11 protein-coding genes are annotated in these 18,336 nt (G+C 63.5%); 4 read left to right on the top strand and 7 right to left on the bottom strand.

What is annotated here, in order from left to right:
• Positions 1 to 150: 150 nt before the first annotated feature.
• Both IEX40_RS16675 and IEX40_RS16670 read left to right on the top strand, forming a co-directional pair.
• Positions 151 to 1,059 carry an ABC transporter substrate-binding protein gene (locus tag IEX40_RS16675; protein WP_188750339.1) on the top strand — a complete coding sequence of 303 codons (909 nt, stop codon included), beginning with the start codon at positions 151 to 153 and terminating at the stop codon, positions 1,057 to 1,059.
• A 2-nt stretch (positions 1,060 to 1,061) separates the two neighbouring features.
• On the top strand, positions 1,062 to 3,716 hold the full coding sequence (locus tag IEX40_RS16670) for an ATP-binding protein (protein ID WP_188750337.1): 2,655 nt from the start codon (positions 1,062 to 1,064) through the stop codon (positions 3,714 to 3,716).
• Positions 3,717 to 3,727: 11 nt separating this feature from the next.
• Here IEX40_RS16670 and IEX40_RS16665 read toward each other — a convergent pair whose 3' ends face one another.
• From IEX40_RS16665 to IEX40_RS16650, 4 genes are all read right to left on the bottom strand, one after another.
• Positions 3,728 to 4,105 carry a hypothetical protein gene (locus IEX40_RS16665; RefSeq protein WP_188750336.1) on the bottom strand — a complete coding sequence of 126 codons (378 nt, stop codon included), beginning with the start codon at positions 4,103 to 4,105 and terminating at the stop codon, positions 3,728 to 3,730.
• Complete coding sequence (locus IEX40_RS16660) at positions 4,105 to 4,587, bottom strand: DUF2489 domain-containing protein (protein ID WP_188750334.1); 483 nt, start codon at positions 4,585 to 4,587, stop codon at positions 4,105 to 4,107. The genes IEX40_RS16665 and IEX40_RS16660 overlap by 1 nt, the downstream gene beginning before the upstream one ends.
• A 143-nt stretch (positions 4,588 to 4,730) precedes the next feature.
• Entirely contained in the window at positions 4,731 to 5,708 is a 978-nt protein-coding gene (locus IEX40_RS16655; protein WP_188750331.1) for a c-type cytochrome, read from the bottom strand.
• Positions 5,705 to 6,361 (bottom strand): c-type cytochrome, encoded by a 657-nt coding sequence (locus IEX40_RS16650; protein WP_188750329.1) that lies wholly within the window; start codon positions 6,359 to 6,361, stop codon positions 5,705 to 5,707. Before IEX40_RS16650 ends, IEX40_RS16655 begins: the two co-directional genes overlap by 4 nt.
• A gap of 376 nt (positions 6,362 to 6,737) precedes the next feature.
• Here IEX40_RS16650 and IEX40_RS16645 point away from each other — a divergent pair, with 376 nt between their 5' ends.
• Both IEX40_RS16645 and IEX40_RS16640 read left to right on the top strand, forming a co-directional pair.
• Positions 6,738 to 8,243 (top strand): SulP family inorganic anion transporter, encoded by a 1,506-nt coding sequence (locus IEX40_RS16645; protein ID WP_188750327.1) that lies wholly within the window; start codon positions 6,738 to 6,740, stop codon positions 8,241 to 8,243.
• 53 nt (positions 8,244 to 8,296) lie between these two features.
• Entirely contained in the window at positions 8,297 to 9,136 is an 840-nt protein-coding gene (locus tag IEX40_RS16640) for a universal stress protein (protein WP_188750325.1), read from the top strand.
• Here IEX40_RS16640 and recD read toward each other — a convergent pair.
• From recD to recC, 3 genes are read right to left on the bottom strand one after another with little or no spacing between them, the layout of a single operon-like run.
• Positions 9,122 to 11,185 carry an exodeoxyribonuclease V subunit alpha gene (gene recD, locus IEX40_RS16635; protein WP_188750323.1) on the bottom strand — a complete coding sequence of 688 codons (2,064 nt, stop codon included), beginning with the start codon at positions 11,183 to 11,185 and terminating at the stop codon, positions 9,122 to 9,124. The two genes, IEX40_RS16640 and recD, sit on opposite strands and share 15 nt — an antisense overlap.
• Positions 11,178 to 14,903: an exodeoxyribonuclease V subunit beta gene (gene recB / locus IEX40_RS16630; RefSeq protein WP_188750321.1), complete on the bottom strand. Its 3,726-nt coding sequence runs from the start codon at positions 14,901 to 14,903 to the stop codon at positions 11,178 to 11,180. Before recB ends, recD begins: the two co-directional genes overlap by 8 nt.
• Positions 14,900 to 18,331: an exodeoxyribonuclease V subunit gamma gene (gene recC, locus IEX40_RS16625; RefSeq protein WP_188750320.1), complete on the bottom strand. Its 3,432-nt coding sequence runs from the start codon at positions 18,329 to 18,331 to the stop codon at positions 14,900 to 14,902. Before recC ends, recB begins: the two co-directional genes overlap by 4 nt.
• Between the last annotated feature and the right edge of the window lie 5 nt (positions 18,332 to 18,336).

Here is an 18,336-nt window from a genome sequence, read left to right as displayed (position 1 = left end):
TTGACTACACTATTGAAACTGCTCTATTGCTAGAGCTTCGCAGTGCGGGTGGTCGGCACGGGGAGTCACGGGACGATGCACACCTCGGCGGTACCGACCCTCAGCTGACGATTAGACACAGATGACTGGACACCGGCAAGGATAGCACGTGTGAAACCATTACTGTCATGGATCCTGATAGGGTTGGCGCTACTGACTCCGCTCACATCGAGAGCGGCGCCCCCACTCGTCCTGCTCAGCGATTCGACCGGTAGCTACACACTTATGCTCGACGCGCTTAAACAGCATTTCCAGGGCGAATTGGATTCCGCCCCCCTGCCTTTTGAGCACACCATTACAGACCGCTTGATCCTGGGCCTCGGTTCGAAAGCCTGCGCCCAGGCGATGACAAGCGCCGAGACCGGCAGTCGCGTCCTGTGCATATTTCTGCCCGCACAAACTTTTCACGAGCTAAGTGCGAGCGAGCGCGGAAAAAACCTGCTGAAGCAAAGCAGGCTGAGTGCCCTCTTTCTCGACCAGCCGCTGGAGCGGCAGATGCGGTTGGCCAAACTGATCGTACCGACAATCAAGACCATCGGCACCGTCGTCGGACCGGACAGCGAGCAACAGGCAGATGAATTCAGCATGACGGCCAGGGCCCTGAACCTGGAACCGGTCATCGGGCAACTGAACAACGACGACAACCCGGTGCAGGTGCTGACCCCGGTGATCGAGCGCAGCGACCTGTTTCTGCCGCTACCGGACCGCTCCGTATTCAACCGCGCCGCCGCGAAGTGGATCCTGTACATAACATTGCGCAATCGCGTACCACTGATCGGCTTCTCCGCCAAGTATGCCGATGCCGGCGCCGTGGTCGCATTGCACTCCTCGGTGGATCAGATCGCGAAAGAGAGTGCGCAGCTGATCCGCACCTACCAGTCGAACAGCGCTTTACCGTCACCCGCCTATCCGCGCCATTTCAGCATCAACGTCAACAACACCGCGGCAAAAAGCCTTGGCCTCCAGTTACCCACCAGCGAGCGCCTGATCGAGCAACTTGAACGGATGGAGGGGCGCTGAATATGGCCAAGCGCACGCTCAGTATCCGCACCCGGGTGATGGCCCTGACCCTGCTGCCGATGACGCTACTGGCGCTGATTCTGGGCAGCTATTTCACCCTGACCCGGGTCGCCGAGATCCGTGAGGACCTGCTCGAGCGCGGCCAGTCGATCGCACGACTGATGGCCTCGGCAGCCGAATTTGGCGTGCTCAGCGGCAATCGAGAGCTATTGAGCAACCTGAGCAGCGGCCCCATCACCCACGATGAGGTGGCTGACATCCTGTTTTACGATGCCGATTTCCGGCTGCTCTATCGCAGTAGCCGATTCGATATCGAGATCGAGCGCGACCTGTTGGAACCGCGCCAGTTCAAGGGCACCTGGCACTTCATTCAGCCGATCAACTCGCGCACGCCTCCGTTGCAGGACAACCCGGAGCTTCTACCGATCAGCACCGAGAGCGAGACCCTGGGCTGGGTGGCGGTCTTGATCTCGGCACAGCCAACAGTGCAGCGGCAGCAGGAGATTCTGCTGCGTGGCGCCGGACTGACACTCATCTGCCTGTTGGTGACCCTGTTGCTGGCCAACCGCTTTGGCCGCCGCATAACCCGGCCGGTGATGGGGCTGACACGGCTGATCGAGCGCCTGCAGCGAGGCGAACTGGACGCCCGCGCCGATACCAGTTACACCGGCGAATTGCGCACTCTGGCCAGCGGTATCAACCGACTTGCCGCCCGGGTTCAGGAGTCGAATCAGCAGTTCGAATACCGCGTCGAAAGCGCCACCCGCCGTTTAACGCAAACGCTGCGTCACCTGGAACGACGCAATCGCGAATTACAGATCGAACGGCTGCGTGCCGATGACGCCAACCGCGCCAAGGATGAGTTTCTCGCCCGCATGAGTCACGAGCTGCGTACCCCGCTGACCTCGGTGCTGGGCTTCACCGAACTGCTCAACCAGACCCGTCTCGATAAAGAGCAGACGCGCTACCTGGAGATCATTACGCGCACCTCCGGACTGCTGCTGACGATCATCGACGATATTCTTGATTTCTCGCGTCTGGAATCCAATGCCATCCACATCGAGAGTCTGAGTTTCGATTTCGTGCAGAGCCTGTTCGATGTGATCGACGCGCAGTCGCCGACGGCGGCCGGCAAAGGACTCGAACTCACGGTGGATATTCCACCCGACCTGCCGCTGCAGATTCAGGGTGATCCTTCGCGTTTGAGCCAGGTGCTGAACAACCTGATCGGCAATGCCGTTAAGTTCACCGAAAGGGGTGAGATCAACGTCCGCGTATCGCTCGCCCGTCTACCGCTATCAGACCCGCGGCTGCTGATCACGGTCCGTGACACCGGTATCGGCATCCCGGCATCGCGCATCGGCCAGCTGTTCAGCGCCTTTACCCAGGGCGACAGCTCCATCAGTCGACGCTTTGGCGGCTCCGGCCTCGGCCTGGTAATTGCCCATCGCCTGACCGAACTGATGGGGGGCCGGATAACACTCGACAGCATAGACGGCAGCGGCACCGAGATTCAGCTTGACCTACCCCTGCGCTACGGCGACGGTGGGCAAGCCCCACTCTGCCTCGATGGCGACCTGAGTCGGGAGCTGGCTGTGTTCGAGCCACATCACGGCAGTCGGGCTGCATTGTTGCGCCAGCTGCGTCAACTGCCACAAACCATCCATCAGGTACGTCGTATCGAGGAGCTCAGTGAGCTGACCGACCCGGCTCAGCTCGGCGGCGTTGTCCTGGCAATCAATCCCCAAGACACCAGCAGCCGCAGCGTACAGTCGCTCTGCGACAGGGTACGCGCCCAGACCCAGGCACCGCTGATTCTGCTGATTCCGGGGCGCAAGCCCCTGCGTCTGCATGTAGGCCAGTTGCACCTGCTGTCCAAGCCGCCTAGGCCCTATGAACTGTTGCACCTGCTCGGCCTGCCGACCCCGGTACCAGGCGCAGCCGCCCCCGAACTCCTCGGTAACGCCCACCTGCCCTATCCGCTCAAGGTGCTGGTGGCCGAGGACAACGAGTTCAACGCGCTGCTGGTTCGCCGGTTGCTGGAGGGGGTGGGCGCGCAGGTCAGCTGTGTCGGCTCCGGCCTGGAAGTACTCGAGCACCTGGAACAGCAGATGCCGGACCTGATCCTGATGGATGTGCATATGCCCGGCATGGATGGCATCCAGGCCACGCGCACCATACGTGAACGCCTGCCGGAGCTGCCGATCGTGGCCCTGACCGCCAACGTGGTGCCGCATGAGCACAAGGCGCTGTTCGAAGCCGGCGTCGACGACCTGCTGCTGAAACCGATCAATGTACCTGAGCTACTGCGCATGCTGTTGCAGCAGTGTGAACTGAAAACCGGGCAAAGCGCGGAGGCAACGCCTATCGGCGCTCAACTCGAGGCCTCTGTCGAATCGCTGACCACCCCGGAGCAGCTGCAGCAGGAGGTGCGCCGTCTGTCAGAGGCGATCATGCAGTCGCTCTGGCAACGGGATCGAAACAAGATCCGCAGCCATGCGCACCAGTTGCTTGGCATGGCTGGGCTATACGAGATGCCGGTACTGGAAGGCGCCACGGCCGAACTTCACCAGGCGGCTCTGGACGGCAACATGCGCGCGCTCTGGATGGCCTGCTCGCGTCTGTGCAGGATTGCTCAGCAGGACAGTTTGGAGTAACCCGGCGGGTATCAAAACTCCCGGGTGATCGGCTCGTGACGGATCAGTTCGTCCAGCTCGGCCAACACCTTGCCGATCCGCTCTCGCCCGTCTCGATCGTAGAGATAACCATCCAGCCCGGTACCTGCAGCGCGTTCCCCCTCCAGCCCCTCGTGGATCGCCACACAACGGCGACGCACCGCTTCGAGTTCAGCGTCGTGGTGGATCGGCAGGCCCAGAAACAGCTCCCAGCTCTCCACCGAAGTGGAGCGATCCAACACCCCTGCCAGCAATTCGCGAACCTGAACCCGGCTCGGCCGATAGGCGGGCAGGCGGCCAAAGCTCATGAATACCACCAGCAGTACCAGCAGGATCAGGGTAAAGATAAAGACCGGGATAAATTCGAGCATTACTGCATCTGCTCAAGAGGGTAGGTCTGCAACGCCTGCATGGCATGACGCACATGTTCACCCTGCTCCTTCTCCACCTGCGCCATCTCCTTTTCATATCGACGCTTCTCGGCGCTGCTCAGGGCGCGCCACTGCTCCAGAAAGGGGATATGGGAGGTGGCTTCAAATACCCGGTTAATCACCGCGAACTGCTCATGCTGGTGCAGGTGAGGCGCCAGATTATCCAGCAACACCTTGAGCCGTATGCAGCCTTCTGTCATGGTCATCTTGTCATCATGCAGCACCGCCGCAGCGATGATGCGGACGCTGTCGATCAGGTACTGGCGGTGCTCACGCGCGTCACGCTCCAGTGTCTCCCGCTGCTGCTGCTCCTGCTCGCGCGCGTGCTTCTGCGCAAGCAGCTGTCGACGTATCACTAAGCTCAAGATGAGGATTACGATCAAGCCAGCGGCGATCAGCAGGTAGGTCAGCGAGGCGCTCATAGGGTCACTCTTGGTTATGTTGGGAGCTATACAGCAGCGGTCATCATGACATCCGCCGTGTCTATGTATTTATTATAGCGAGAGGAGTGTACGGGCATAACCGCAGGCTGGACCAAGGCCGCCCCAGTGGGCGGCCTGGCGTGTCACTCGAAGGTGCGCGGACGTAACACGTCCGGTTTCAGGAAGGGCTTATCGCCGGTATTGTCATGCTGGCCAAGAATATGGCCGTTAAATTCGGTACCGTAACGGGTCCATTTGTGGAAGTTGCTGTACTTCTCCCGGGTCTCCTTGGCATCTCCGGTGTAACGCGGATCCTGAGGCCGCTCATGACTGTTGACGAACAGCGCCACATCCCAGGCCTGCTGATCCGTCAGTGAACCCGGTTTCCCCAACGGCATGTTGTTCTTGATGAATGAGGCCGCCGTGAAAACACGGGCCATGCCAGCTCCCCAGTTGTAGGAGTGATCGCCCCAGAGCGGCGGAAAGACAACCTTGCCGTCGTGTTTTTGTCCCAATCCATCTTCGCCATGACAGACCGCGCAGTTATCGGCGTAGACCTGCGCCCCACGCGCATAGTCGGCCGCTTGCGCGGGTTCACGTCCAAGGTGACCGAAGCCACGTCCCCCAATATTGGTCTCGTAGACCTGCGCCCCCTTTGCCAGCCACTGGTGGTACGCCACCAGTGCCAGCATATCATCGCTGCCATACTCGGGCGGTTTACCGTTCATGGAGAAAGAGAAACATCCCGCTATGCGCTCCTCCAGCGAGTTCACATGCTGGTTCTTGCCACGAAAATCGGGCAGCGTGGTAGCGGCGGGCCAGACCGGTCCAGACCAGTTCATGCGCCCCTCACCCATATGGCAGCTCTTGCAATTCATATCGTTGAACACATACTCACCGCGCTTCTGCTGGGTATTCATAAATAGATCACGCCCCTTGAGAATCACCTCACGCAGATTGGGATTAAGTGACTGATCGTTCATCAGATCATCCAGCGTTGGCGCCTGATGCACATACTGACCCTCTTTGTACGCGGGTAGATCGACCGGCACTGCGGGCGCTGACATGACCGGCGTGGCAGCAACGCTCAGCAGCGCCAAAGCATAGACACTTGGTTTCATGGGCTAACCCTCCGTGTCGGTTGCTGAGATAGATAGGCGGACACCGCTTGGATCTGCTCGTCACTCAGTCGCGCGGCGATCGCCAGCATAAGCTGATTGGGGTCGTTGTTTCGGGTGCCGTTTTTCCAGGCTTCAAGCTGCTGACGCAGGTAGGTAGAGTGCTGTCCGGAAAGCCCTGGAAAAGTAGCGCCGACACCCTGAGCGCCGGGCCCGTGGCAGGTTTCACAGGGCACAATATAGTTATCCCAATCGCCCTGCTTGACCAGTTGTTCGCCCTTTGCCAGCAAATCGGCGGGCAGTTCCGCCGGCGTCACCGCCAGGGTCTGCACCGTATAATAGGCCGCTACATCCTCGATCTGCTGATCGTTCAAACGCGACGCATTGGGTGCCATGACAGCGCTGATACGGCGACCCTCGCGGTAATCCCTGAGCTGCGCGGCCAGATAGCCGGCGTCCAGCCCTGCCAGACGGGGAAACCCGGCCCCGTCGTTACCGGCACCATCGCTACCGTGGCACGCCAGGCAGGGTGCCCCACCCTGACCATCACCCTGCATTACAATCGTTGCCCCCCGGTCCACATCGCCGGCCGCCTGCGCCAGAGCGGTTGTGAGCAGCAGCGCGGCAAATGCCCCACCGCGTCTAGTTATTATCATTTGGTTATCCTCTTCTTGGCAGATCCCCCCAATAATAAGCCAGCACATCTTAATATTCGATATATCTAATTTAATATTTTCTAATTTATTTTATATCCCCTCAGTGCCGCGCCAGGTTCAAGGCCTCGCACTGCTGTGTTAACATCGCCCGCTGCTTTTTTAATCAGCATCATCGACGTCTACAGCGAAGAAAAAAGCAGGCTTCAGCCAATCTCCACGAGGTTTCACTAGGCTGATCCCCTGTCTCCCCACCCGCCGCTGCTTCCGCTCGACGCTGACCGTCTATGCCTGGCTCAAGCCTTGCATGATTGCTTTTTACCGACGCCCATACCCTGCTGTCGGTCTGTTTCCGTTTGAACGAAAAGTCAGGACACCCATGATCTCAACCCTAAAATACGGATGGTCCCTTTATAACCTGCGTGGCGATGTCCTCTCCGGACTGGTCGTCGCCCTGGCGCTGATTCCGGAGGCGATCGCCTTCTCCATCATCGCCGGCGTCGACCCCAAGGTCGGCCTCTATGCCTCCTTCTGCATCGCCGTGGTCACCGCCTTCTTCGGCGGCCGCCCGGGGATGATCTCGGCGGCCACCGGTGCCATGGCGCTGCTGATGGTGACCCTGGTCAAGGAGCACGGCCTGGAGTATCTGCTCGCCGCCACCCTGCTGACCGGGGTGATCCAGATCCTGGCCGGGTTCCTCAAGCTCGGCTCGCTGATGCGCTTCGTCTCCCGCTCGGTGGTGACCGGCTTCGTCAACGCCCTGGCGATCCTGATCTTCATGGCCCAGCTGCCGGAGCTGATCGACGTGACCTGGCATGTCTATGTCATGACCGCCGCCGGCCTTGGCATTATCTATCTGTTCCCCTATGTACCCCGGCTCGGCGCGCTGATCCCCTCGCCACTGGTCTGCATCCTGCTGCTGACCGCGGTGTCGATCACCCTGGGTCTGAATATCAACACCGTCGGCGATATGGGTGAACTGCCGGATGACCTGCCGGTATTCCTCTGGCCGGATGTGCCGCTGAACCTGGAGACACTGTGGATAATCCTGCCCTACGCCGTGCCACTGGCGGTGGTCGGCCTGCTCGAGTCGCTGATGACCGCCACCATCGTCGATGACCTGACCGATACCCCCAGCGACAAGAATCGCGAGTGCAAGGGCCAGGGCCTGGCCAACGTGGTCGCCGGCCTGTTCGGTGGCATGGCCGGCTGCGCCATGATCGGCCAGTCGGTAATCAACGTGAAATCCGGTGGCCGCACCCGTATCTCGACGCTGATCGCCGGTGTCGTGCTGCTGATCCTGGTGGTGTTCCTTGACGAGTGGGTATCGCAGATCCCGATGGCGGCGCTGGTCGCGGTGATGATCATGGTTTCCATCGGCACCTTCAGTTGGGAATCGATCGTCAACCTGAAGAAGCACCCGCTGTCCACCAACCTGGTGATGCTGGTCACCGTGGCCATCGTCGTCGCCACCCATAACCTGGCGCTCGGTGTATTCGCCGGGGTACTGCTGGCGGCGCTGTTCTTCGCCAACAAGATCGGCCAATACTTGTATATCGACAGCGAGTACATCGACAGCGAACTGGTCGACTCCGGCGCCCTGCGCCGCTACCGCGTGGTCGGCCAGGTGTTTTTCAGCTCGGCGGAGAAGTTCACCGCCGCATTCGATTTCAAAGAGGATGTGGAGCGGGTCAGGATCGACCTGAGCCAGGCGCACTTCTGGGATATCACCGCGGTATCGGCGCTGGACAAGGTAGTGCTCAAGTTCCGCCGTGAGGGTACCGAGGTGGAGGTGATCGGCCTGAACGAGGCCAGCGCCACCATCGTCGACCGTTTCGCCGTGCACGACAAGCCGGAAGCGGTTGACCAGTTGATGGGTCATTGATATCTGTTAGGGAAACAACAATGACGACCGGGTCCACAAAAAAAGGAACGCCCATGAACCAGGTAATCGCCTGTATCGATGGCATCGGCGAGAGTGCCGAGTGCATCTGTGACGCGGCGAGCTGGGCCAGCCTCAGACTGGAAGCCCCTCTGACACTGCTGCATGTGCTGGACAAGAGCCAGTACCCCACCGAAACCAACCTGACCGGCTCCATCGGACTGGGCGCACGGGAAACCCTACTCGAAGAGTTGGCGGCGCTGGATGAACAGCGCGGCAAGCTGGCCCGCGAACAGGGCCGGTTGATGCTGGACGCGGCGCGAGAGCGCGCCGTCGACGACGGCATCGCCGAACCGCAGACGCTGCAGCGCCACGGCGATCTGGTCGACACGCTGAGCGAACTGGAGGCGGACACCCGTCTGCTGGTATTCGGTCGCGGCGGTGCCGGCGGCGCCCTAGGCCACCAGGTGGAAGCGGTGATCCGCGCCCTGCACCGACCTATGCTGGTGCTGCCGGATGCATTCACACCGCCACAGCGATTCCTGATCGCCTATGACGGCAGCCCGACGGCGCGCAAGGCGGTGGAGATGGTGACCCGCAGCCCTCTGCTGCAGGGTATCCCTTGCGACCTGTTGATCGTCGGCCCCTCCACTCACGACGTGAAGATGGAGCTCAAGCACGCCCATGAACAGCTGCAGCAGGCCGGATTCGAGGTCAATGCCGAGATCCTCGCCGGCGACGTGGAGCAGACCCTGCTCGGCGAGGTCGACAAGCGCGGTGCCGAACTGCTGGTCATGGGCGCCTACGGCCACTCCCGCATCCGCCAGATGCTGGTCGGCAGCACCACCAGCAAGCTGATCAAGCAGACCCGGGTACCGCTGCTACTGCTGCGCTGAGCCAAGATCCGCCGCCAGAATGCGGGTGCGCAGGGCGCTGGCCCTATGCACCCGGGTAGCGATCGCCTCATGCAGTCGCGCCCTGGCCGGTAACACCAGGGTGAACCAGTCGCTGGCGCGGGTGATGCCGGTATAGACCAGTTCCCGCGTCAATACCGGGTTCGGCCCGGGCGGCAGCACCAGTGCCGTATGGGCGAACTCCGAGCCCTGTGACTTGTGTACCGTCATCGCGAACACCGTTTCGGTGCTCTGCAAGCGGCTCGGCAACACCCATTTCAGCGATCCATCGGCCAGCGGGAATACTACCCTCAGCACCTCGCCGCCCTCGCTTCGCGGCACCTTCAGGCAGAGACCGATATCGCCGTTCATCAGCCCCAGTGAGTAGTCGTTGCGGGTCAGCATCACCGGCCGCCCCTCGTACCAAAGCTGATCGGGCTGCAACAGGCCGGCGTCGGCCAGCACCTGTTCGATGCGCTGATTCATCCCCTCCACGCCCCAGGGGCCCTTGCGCAGTGCGCAGAGCACGCGGAAACGGGCAAAGCTCGCCAGCAGCCTGTGCGCCCACTCCTGCCGAGCGACATCGGCATAATCGGCGCTCGCGGGGCGCTCAGTCCGCAGCAATTGCAGATAACCGCTGTATCCTGGCGCTCCTTGTTCGCGGCCAAGACGGCCGCCGCTGAGCATCAACGCGCGCAGGGCCGGTGTTTGTTCGGCGCGGGGTTCCAGCAGCTCCAGCTGCTCCGGGAAGCCCCCCAGCGTGCGTTCCACCGTTTTCAGATCGCCGTTGTTGACGCCCCGCGCCAGGCGCCCGATACCGCTGTGCTCGCCGAATCGATGGCTGTGGCGGAGCATGACGATATGCTGGGCCAGCGGTTGATCTCCCGCGCGTCCTGCGACTGCCTGCCACTGGGCCAGATCACCGGCCCCGGCGCCTGCGGACCGCCCCAGGGTCGCGGCCGAATAACCGCCCCACTCGGCGTCGAGGCAGAGATCGCCCAACACCGCCCCGGCCTCCACCGAGGCCAGTTGATCCTTGTCACCGAGCAGAATCAGTTGTGCCCTGACCGGCAGCGCTGCAAGCAGCGCATGCATCATCTCCAGGTCGATCATTGACGCCTCGTCGATTACCACCAGGTCGGCGTGTAACGGATTGTCGGCGTGATGACGAAAATGACGGGTATCCGGACGCGAACCAAGCAGGCGGTGCAGGGTGCTGACCTCGGTGGGGATCTGCCGCGCCATCCCCACCGGCAACTGGGACACCGCCCGCCCGATCGACTCGGTCAAACGCGCCGCCGCCTTGCCGGTCGGCGCCGCCAGGCGGATACGCAGCGGCGCATCACGGTCCAGCGCCTGGCTCTGCAGCAGCGCCAGCAGCCGCACCACGGTGGTGGTTTTGCCGGTTCCGGGACCGCCGGTGATGATCGCAAAGCGACTGGAGCCGGCCAGTGCGCAGGCCAGCCGCTGCCAGTCGATCTCGCCATCGGCGGGGGTATCGAACAACAGGTCCAGCCGCTCGCTCATCCCGGCAGGCAGGCTGTCCGCTTCATCGCTATTCAGCCGCGCACGAATCGCCGCGGCGACCGCCACCTCGTAGCGCCACTGACGGCGCAGGTAGAGACGTGCTGGGGTGCCCGGCTCAAGCACCAGCGGTGCGGCGCCGGCGCCCTTCTGCACCAGCGCAGAGCTGGCGATCCGATCCAGCCAGTCAGGCAGCGACAGACCGCCGAGCAACTCGCTGGGGCGGTCCGGCAGGGTTTCACCAAACGCCCCCTCCGGCGGCAGCGACAACGCCGCATCCGGGTCGGCCAGGGTGGCTTCCAGGTCCAGGCAGATATGCCCGCGCCCGAGCTGGTGGCTGGTCATCGCCACCGCCAGCAACAGCTCGGGCGCAGCAGCAGGATCCAGTTGCGCCAGCATCCGCACCAGCGCCAGGTCCAGCGCCCGTATCCAGCCCTGGCGCTGCCACTGCTCCAGTACCTGCCAGAGCCGATCTCCATGCAGGGTTTGCAGCTCAGGCGTGGCAAACAGATCCGGTTGTTCAGCCATGGGCGACCTCCTCACGCTGACCGGTGAACAGGCGGTCAAGCTCGACAATCAGCTCAACCGGCGGACGGTCGACGAAGGCACCGCGCCGTTCGGGCTCGTCTATGCCGCGCAGGAACAGGTAGAGCGCGCCACCGACGTACTGCTTGTATCCCTGCGCCGGATCTTCGGCGTATCCGGGCACGCGTGCCTTGAGCAAGCGATGCAGCGCCAGGGTATAGAGCACGTACTGCATGTCGTAACGTTTGTGCAGGATCGCCTCGCGCATCGCCTCCTGTGTATAACTCTGACTGTTCGGCCCCAGCCAGTTGGATTTGTAGTCCGCCACCCAGTAGCGTCCCTGATGCTCGAAGGTCAGGTCGATAAATCCTTTCAGCATGCCATTCAGCTGTCCGTCCTCCAGCTCCGGCCGCGCGTGGCCCGGCAGGATATGCTGACGCACCAGTGCATCGAGCTGCGCAATACGCAGCGGTGCACTGCTGAACCAGAACTCCATCTCTGCCTTGGCGCCGGACAAGTCGCGCAGGCGCAGGGCACCCCCGGAAACGGGTTGAGCCTCCAGCGGCAGTGGCGTTTGCAGCAGCCTGAGCAGCCAGTCATCGAGCAGTGACCGCCAGGGTTGCCAGTCGCGACGCTGACAGCGTGGCTCGAGAAACTCGGCACGCAACTCAGGGCTGTCGGCGACCGCGGCGAAGCCCTCCGCCGCCGCCCACTCCAGCATACCGTGCAGGAAGGTACCCGCGGCCGGCCCCTTCCAGAACCTGTGGATATCGGCATTGCCCTGAATCTGAGCGGCTGGGGTCGCCGGCTCATCCCGGCTTTCCAGCAGGGTGCTGTCGCGCGCAGTGTCAGCCTCCGCTACGGATTCCAGGGAGTTATCGCTCTGTTGGCCTTTGAGCCGACACAGCGCCGAATAACTGGCGATCCACCAGGGCTTGCTGTCGAACACCCGGCTAAAGCGGGCCGCCGGCCGCAACACCTGTAGCGTCGACGGTGCGGGCAGCAGTTCGTTGCTCGCCGCCGGCAGTGGTTCGAGACCGAGCTGGCCGTCACGGCATAGCGCGGCGAAGGCCGGGTGCAGCGCCTCGGCACCCGCATCGGCCACACCGAGCAGCTGGCCAAGGGCACTCTTGCCCACCTCCTTGAGCGGGGCCAGACCCAGCCAGCAGGCGTGTACCGGGCGGGTCAGTGCCACGTAAAGCAGACGCAGGTCCTCCTGCAACCGCTCACGATCGGCACGGGCACAAGCGTCCTTGTCGCCGGCATCCAGCTCGATCAGTGTTTCACCGTTGTCGCCGTGGTAGAGATAGCTGCCGGCGCGGGCGCTGACCTTGCGACAGTCGCTAATGAAGGGCAGAAATACCAGCGGATACTCCAGGCCCTTGGATTTGTGGATGGTGATCACCTGCACCCGGTCGGCGTCGCTCTCCAGGCGCAATACGCGCTCATCCGCATCGCTGCCGCTACCGGCCAACTGCTCGGCCAGGTAACGGATCAGCGCCAACTCGCCATCGAGCTGCACGCTGGCCGCCTGCAGCATCTCCGCCAGATGCAGAATGTTGGTCAGTACTCGCTCACCGCCACTCTGCTGCAGCAGGCGGGCGGGAAGCTCAAAAGCATCGAGCAGACGGCGCACCAGCGCCAGCACACCCTGGCGTCGCCAGGCATCGCGCAGGCCGCGAAACAGCTCCACCTGAGCCTCCCAGGCGCTCTCATCCCGATTGAGCAGGTCCAGTTCGGTCAAACCCAGCGCCAGCGTGGCGGTGGCCAGCGCGGCGTGCACCAGGCGCGGTTGCTCCGGCTCGGCACAGGCACGCAGCCAACGCCACAGGTCCTGCGCCTCCAGGGTATCGAACACCGACTCCCGGTCCGACAGGTAGACACTGCGGACCGCCCGTCGATCCAGTGCCTGCCGCACCCAGTGCGCCTCGGTGCCGGTACGCACCAGAATCGCGATATCACCCGGTTGCAGCGGTTTCAGGCTGCCATCGGCCTGGCGAAACCCGGCCCGTTGCTGCTGTCCCAGCGCCAGCAGGCGGCAGATCTCGCTGGCGGTGGACTCGGCGATCCCGGCACGGAATACCTCCTTGGTCTGCACCAGTTCCGGGTCCAGCCACCAGCCGGTCAGTGCACTCTGCGCTTTCCCGTCCAGCTCCAGGATTTCGCCTCGTCCTTTGGCCGCCACCGGATGAAAGGGCAGCGGATTATCGCCATCCTGGGCGAATTGGAAGGCGCCACCGGCCTCGCTCTGCTCCGCGCGCTGGAACAGGTGATTGACCGCGCCAACCATCGCGGCGCTGGAGCGGTAGTTGGTGCCCATGGAGTAGAGCGCACCGGCACTGTCCCGGCGCGCCCGCAGGTAGGTGTGGATATCGGCACCGCGGAAGGCGTAGATCGCCTGCTTCGGATCGCCGATCATCAACAGGGCGCTGCTCTGCGCTCTCTCGCCGCCATAGATGCGGCTGAAACTGCGGTACTGCACCGGGTCGGTATCCTGGAACTCGTCGATCAGCGCTACCGGGTATTGCAGCGCGATCTGCTGCGCCAGGCGCTCGCCGGCCTCACCGTGCAACGCTTCGTCGAGGCGGCTGAGCAGATCGTCGAAACCGAGGCGCGCCGCCCGGCGCTTGCCCTGTTCGAATCGCTGGCCGACCCACTCGGCGGCATGGCGACGCACCGGGTTCAGGTCCGGCGCGCTCGCCAGATAGTCGGTCAGCCGCTCCAGCGCCTCGAACGCCGGATGATCCGGGGTGCCGTCGAACTGGAACTTCTTGTTGGTGCGCGCACGCAGGTTGGCCCGGCTAAAGCGCAGCAACAGCTTGTCGTCGGCTGCGTCCCCTTCGGCCCAGTCCCGCATCTCGCTGAGCCATTGCGGCAGGTTGTCCGGCTTGAAACTGGCCTTGCTCAGCACGCCCTCGCTCACCGCCTGCTGCAGCAGTTGCTCCACCTCGTCCAACCCGTCGAGCCACAGCCTGCGGGCACTCAGCTCCAATGCATCGCGCTGCTGCTGCCACTGCATCAGTTCGCTGGCAAAGGTGGTCGGCGACAGCGCGTCTGGCACCGGCTCGCCGCGGATACAGAGCGCCGCCCCGTTGGCACCCAGCATCGGCCTGAGCACCACTTCCAGCTGCTGCGGATCCTTGGCCATTGCGCCAAGCGCTCTCGCGGCGGGCCTGGGCAGCGGATAGCAGAAGGTGCGCCAGTAATCCTGTACCGCCTCGCTGAGCAGTTCCGCATCCTCATTGTCGAGCTGCTGGTCGAACAGACTGCCGCTGTCGAAGGCGTGCTGGCTCAGCATGCGCTGGCTCCAGCCGTGAATGGTGTAGATCGCCGCCTCATCCATCCACTGGGCGGCGCGCTCAAGCTGGTAGGCGGCCGCAGCGCGGGCACTCTCGTCTGCATAGGCCGGCTCGGCCAGCAGCGCCTGCAGGAACTGATCAGCCGCGGCTTTCTGGCCCCGGAACACCTGGGCGGCCTCGGCCAGGCGATCGCGGATACGCTCACGCAGCTCGCGGGTGGCGGCATTGGTGAAGGTCACCACCAGGATCTCCGGCGGCAGCAACGCGCGGCCATGGGCATTGTCGCCACCGTGACCGAGCACCAGGCGCAGGTAGAGCGCGGCGATGGTGTAGGTCTTACCGGTACCGGCACTGGCCTCGATCAGGCGCCGGCCATGCAGCGGGAAGCGCAGGCTGTCGAGCGGTTGCACCTGTGCACTCATGACCCCACCTCCAGAGACTCGCCCCGCAGCAGATGCGCATGGTCCAGCAGCGGCCGGTACAACGCCTCGGCCCAGCCCTGCAGACCTGCATCATACAGGCTGTCGAACTCGGGCCAGGCCCGGGCCAGCGCCGGATCGGACTGGACTTCGCCGGTGAAGTTCATATTGCCGACAAAGGTCTCATGGGCCTTGCCTCTGGCGCGCTCGGGATCCTCCGTCAGCAGGGTCAAACCGGTGCGGCAAGCCAGCGGCGGCGGCGCCTGGAAGCCTTGGAGCCAATAGGTCGCCATGTCGCTCAGTATCTCGGTGGCGCGCTGTTTGGACAGCGGTTCCAGTTGCACGCTGGTATCGGGCCCCACCAGTGAGCTGGTCAACGCGTAACCCTGGGCGCAGCCGGCCAGATGTTCGACCCAGAGGCGCAGCAGCCGGTGCCAGCGCGGCCCCTTTTTGTCGGCCACGGCCTGGGGCGAGGTGCGGATCAGTCGATACGCATCCTCGTATACCCACACCCCGGCCAGCCAATCCTCCAGCGGCAGCGATTCGCTGTCGACCGGCAGCGCTAGCGCGATCTCCAACGCGCCCTGCAGCGGCTGGTAATCGGCCAGGGGTTGCAGGTGACGCAGGGTCGAGTAAACGCCGCTGAGCACGGGCTCAAGCGCCAACTGGCCATACTCGGCCAGTGGCAGGCGCCCGGCCCGCTGCCAACGCTGCAGGTTGTCGGTTATCCCCTGTTGCTGCGACGGTGCTTTCAACGCGGTATCGATCAGCTCCTGGCCCAGCTGGAACTGCTCCAGCCGGTCAAAGCCGAAGGGTTCATGCTCCTGCTGCCTCGCTTGCGGCAGATCGAGATGGACATTGAGCCGCTCGGCGAAGAAGCTGCTGACCGGGGCGCGGAGAAAGCGCGCCAAGCGGTTAAGGGTCAGCGCGCCCTCGGGCCGCGCCGGACTCAGGCTGTTGCCGCGTTCGGCCGGCAGCTGCGTATGCACCTGGCGCCACTCCTCGGCATAGGTAAACAACCTTGGGTCTGCCCCGGCGGCGGGGTCGAAGTAACGGGTACTGAACGGCTGCAGCGGGTGCTCCAGGGTCAGGTTCGGCAGCGGTGAACTCCGCGCCTCGGTTTCCCAACCCTGTTCGATCAGGTCACGCAACTGGGCCACCAACACCGACGGCGGCTGGGGCTGGTTATCGCGAATACTGCGCCCGACCCAGCTGATATAGAGTGCTTCGCGCGCCGACAGCAACGCCTCCAGAAACAGGTAACGGTCATCTTCACGGCGGGAGCGGTCGCCCGGCCGGTACTCCCGTGCCATCAGGTCGAAATCCTGCGCCGGCTTCTGCCGCGGGTAGTCGCCATCGTTCATGCCGAGCAGGAACACCTGGCGGAAGGGGATGGCGCGCATCGGCATCAGCGTAGAGAAGGTCAGTCGACCGGCCAGGAAGCGCGCCGACAACCCGCTCTGATCGACGTTGCCCAACCAGGCTTCACGGGCCACCGTCAACGGCAGCGGCGCCTCCAGCCCGGCGTCAATACAGCCCTGAGTCCACTGCTGCAGCTCATCGTTCAATCGCTCGAGCAGCACCAGGTCGGCATCGCTGGCCGGGGCGAGAAAGGTATCCAGTAGCCAGGTCAGGGTCTCACGCCAGGCGACGGCGGGTTGAGCGTCGCGGATACGCTGCAGCAGCGCACGCAGGTCGTCGAGCAGCAGTGCCAGGGTACCGGCCAGCGCCGCCTCCAGCCCTGCCACCTCGTCGTAGGGCTCGATATCGGCATAGGCCTCGCCATCACCGACCGCGTAGCCGAGCAGCATCCGGCGCAGGCCGAACAACCAGGCGTTCTGCTCCAAACCGGTGGGCAGCTCCAGGCCGGCCCGGTGCTCGCCATCCAGGCCCCAGCGAATGCCGGCACCTTCGATCCAGCGCTGCAGGGTGGGAATATCCTCCGCGCCGAGCTGATAACGCTCGAGTACCGCAGGTACCTCCAGCAGGTCCAGCAGTTCACTGACGCCCAGGCGGGACTCCGGTAGCCTCAGCAACTGCTCCAGCGCCACCAGCAGTGGCGCCTGACCACGGGCGGTCTGATCGGCCAGGCTGAACGGAATGTAGCGCGGATCGTCCGAGCCGAGCCGACCGAACACCGCCTCGATATGTGGCTGATAGATGGCGATATCCGGCACCATGACGATCATATCGCGCGGCTCAAGCGTCGGATCCTGCTGCAGCCGATGCAGCAGTTGGTCCTGCAGTATCTCCACCTCTCGCTGGGCGCTGTGGGCAATATGGAAAGCCAGCGAGTGGTCGTCGGCAGGCAGTTGACGCTTGGTCTCGGGCAGCGGGTTAAGCTCAAGGATATCCTGCTGCAGCTGCTGCAGCAGCGGCAACGACTCGAGGCTTTGCGTAGGCTCATCGAACAGGTCGATACGGCTGTCCTGGAACCAGTGGCGATAACGCTCGCTGTCGTCGAACTGATCGAGCAGGCGGATATAATCCCGTCCCTGCTTACCCCAGGCCGCCAGCAATGGCGGCGCATGCAGATGCAGTTGCGCGTCGCCGATCTGCTCCGGCATGCCTTGGCGGCGCTGCTGGCGGCGGCGCTGCGCCCGCAGCAGCTCCCGCCCCTCGACAATATCGGCCCAGTAGTAGCGGCAGGGGTTGAGCACCGCGATCATCACCTGCATCTGCCCGGACAGGGCCGACAGCGCCTCGATCATCTGTTGCGGCAGGGCGGAGATACCGAACACCATCACCCTGGGCGGCAATCCGGACGGTCGCTGTCGCAGCCGCTCACAGGCGGCGATAAAGCGCTGGTGCAGATCCGCCCGTGAGCTGTCCTGCTGCTCGGTCAGATCGTCACGGATTGCGCGCCAAAGGATCGCCTGCCAGCACTGGTCGGCACTCAGCGGTTTCGGTTCACCATCTGCGGCACGCAGCTGATCCAAACCTGCGGCCCAATCCTCGAGCCAATCGGCCCGGTAGACCTGGTACTGGTCGAGCAGGTCAGCCAAGTGTTCGGCCAGCTGAAACGCCTTGCGTTCGCCGGGATCGGCGCTCAGATACTGTGCCAAAGACGCGAACTCCGGCCGCTGCAACAAACCGGGCAGCAAGCGCATCAGGCGCCAGCGCAGCAGAGGTTTGTCGTAAGGGGAGTGCCGCGGCACCTGGTCGGCGCCCAGCACGGCGCGGTAGGCGCGCCAGAGAAAGGCCGAGGGCAGCTCCAGGCGCATACCGGCTGCGATGCCGCAGCCACCTTGGTCCGTTGGCGCAGCCAGCGCCAGGCGCAACCACTGCGCAATGCCGTTGCTCTGCACCAGCACCTGCTCCTCTTCAAGCGGCGCCAGGGGGTGTTCGCGCATCCAGTGCACCAGCAGATCACGCAGGGTTTCAAGGCGGTTGGCATGGATGATCGCCAGGCCGGTGTGCTGCTCTGACATACTCC

This window comes from Marinobacterium zhoushanense, from assembly GCF_014641945.1.
Lineage (GTDB): Bacteria > Pseudomonadota > Gammaproteobacteria > Pseudomonadales > Balneatricaceae > Marinobacterium_D > Marinobacterium_D zhoushanense.
This window is presented reverse-complemented; position numbering and strand designations above follow the sequence as displayed.

Bases quoted from the DNA above. Each gene is read 5' to 3' on its own strand.
- IEX40_RS16645 (WP_188750327.1), top strand. From the start codon at position 6,738: ATGATCTCAACCCTAAAATACGGATGGTCCCTTTATAACCTGCGTGGC.
- IEX40_RS16655 (WP_188750331.1), bottom strand. From the start codon at position 5,708: ATGAAACCAAGTGTCTATGCTTTGGCGCTGCTGAGCGTTGCTGCCACG.
- IEX40_RS16640 (WP_188750325.1), top strand. From the start codon at position 8,297: ATGAACCAGGTAATCGCCTGTATCGATGGCATCGGCGAGAGTGCCGAG.
- recB (WP_188750321.1), bottom strand. From the start codon at position 14,903: ATGAGTGCACAGGTGCAACCGCTCGACAGCCTGCGCTTCCCGCTGCAT.
- IEX40_RS16650 (WP_188750329.1), bottom strand. From the start codon at position 6,361: ATGATAATAACTAGACGCGGTGGGGCATTTGCCGCGCTGCTGCTCACA.
- recC (WP_188750320.1), bottom strand. From the start codon at position 18,331: ATGTCAGAGCAGCACACCGGCCTGGCGATCATCCATGCCAACCGCCTT.
- IEX40_RS16665 (WP_188750336.1), bottom strand. From the start codon at position 4,105: ATGCTCGAATTTATCCCGGTCTTTATCTTTACCCTGATCCTGCTGGTA.
- recD (WP_188750323.1), bottom strand. From the start codon at position 11,185: ATGGCTGAACAACCGGATCTGTTTGCCACGCCTGAGCTGCAAACCCTG.
- IEX40_RS16660 (WP_188750334.1), bottom strand. From the start codon at position 4,587: ATGAGCGCCTCGCTGACCTACCTGCTGATCGCCGCTGGCTTGATCGTA.
- IEX40_RS16670 (WP_188750337.1), top strand. From the start codon at position 1,062: ATGGCCAAGCGCACGCTCAGTATCCGCACCCGGGTGATGGCCCTGACC.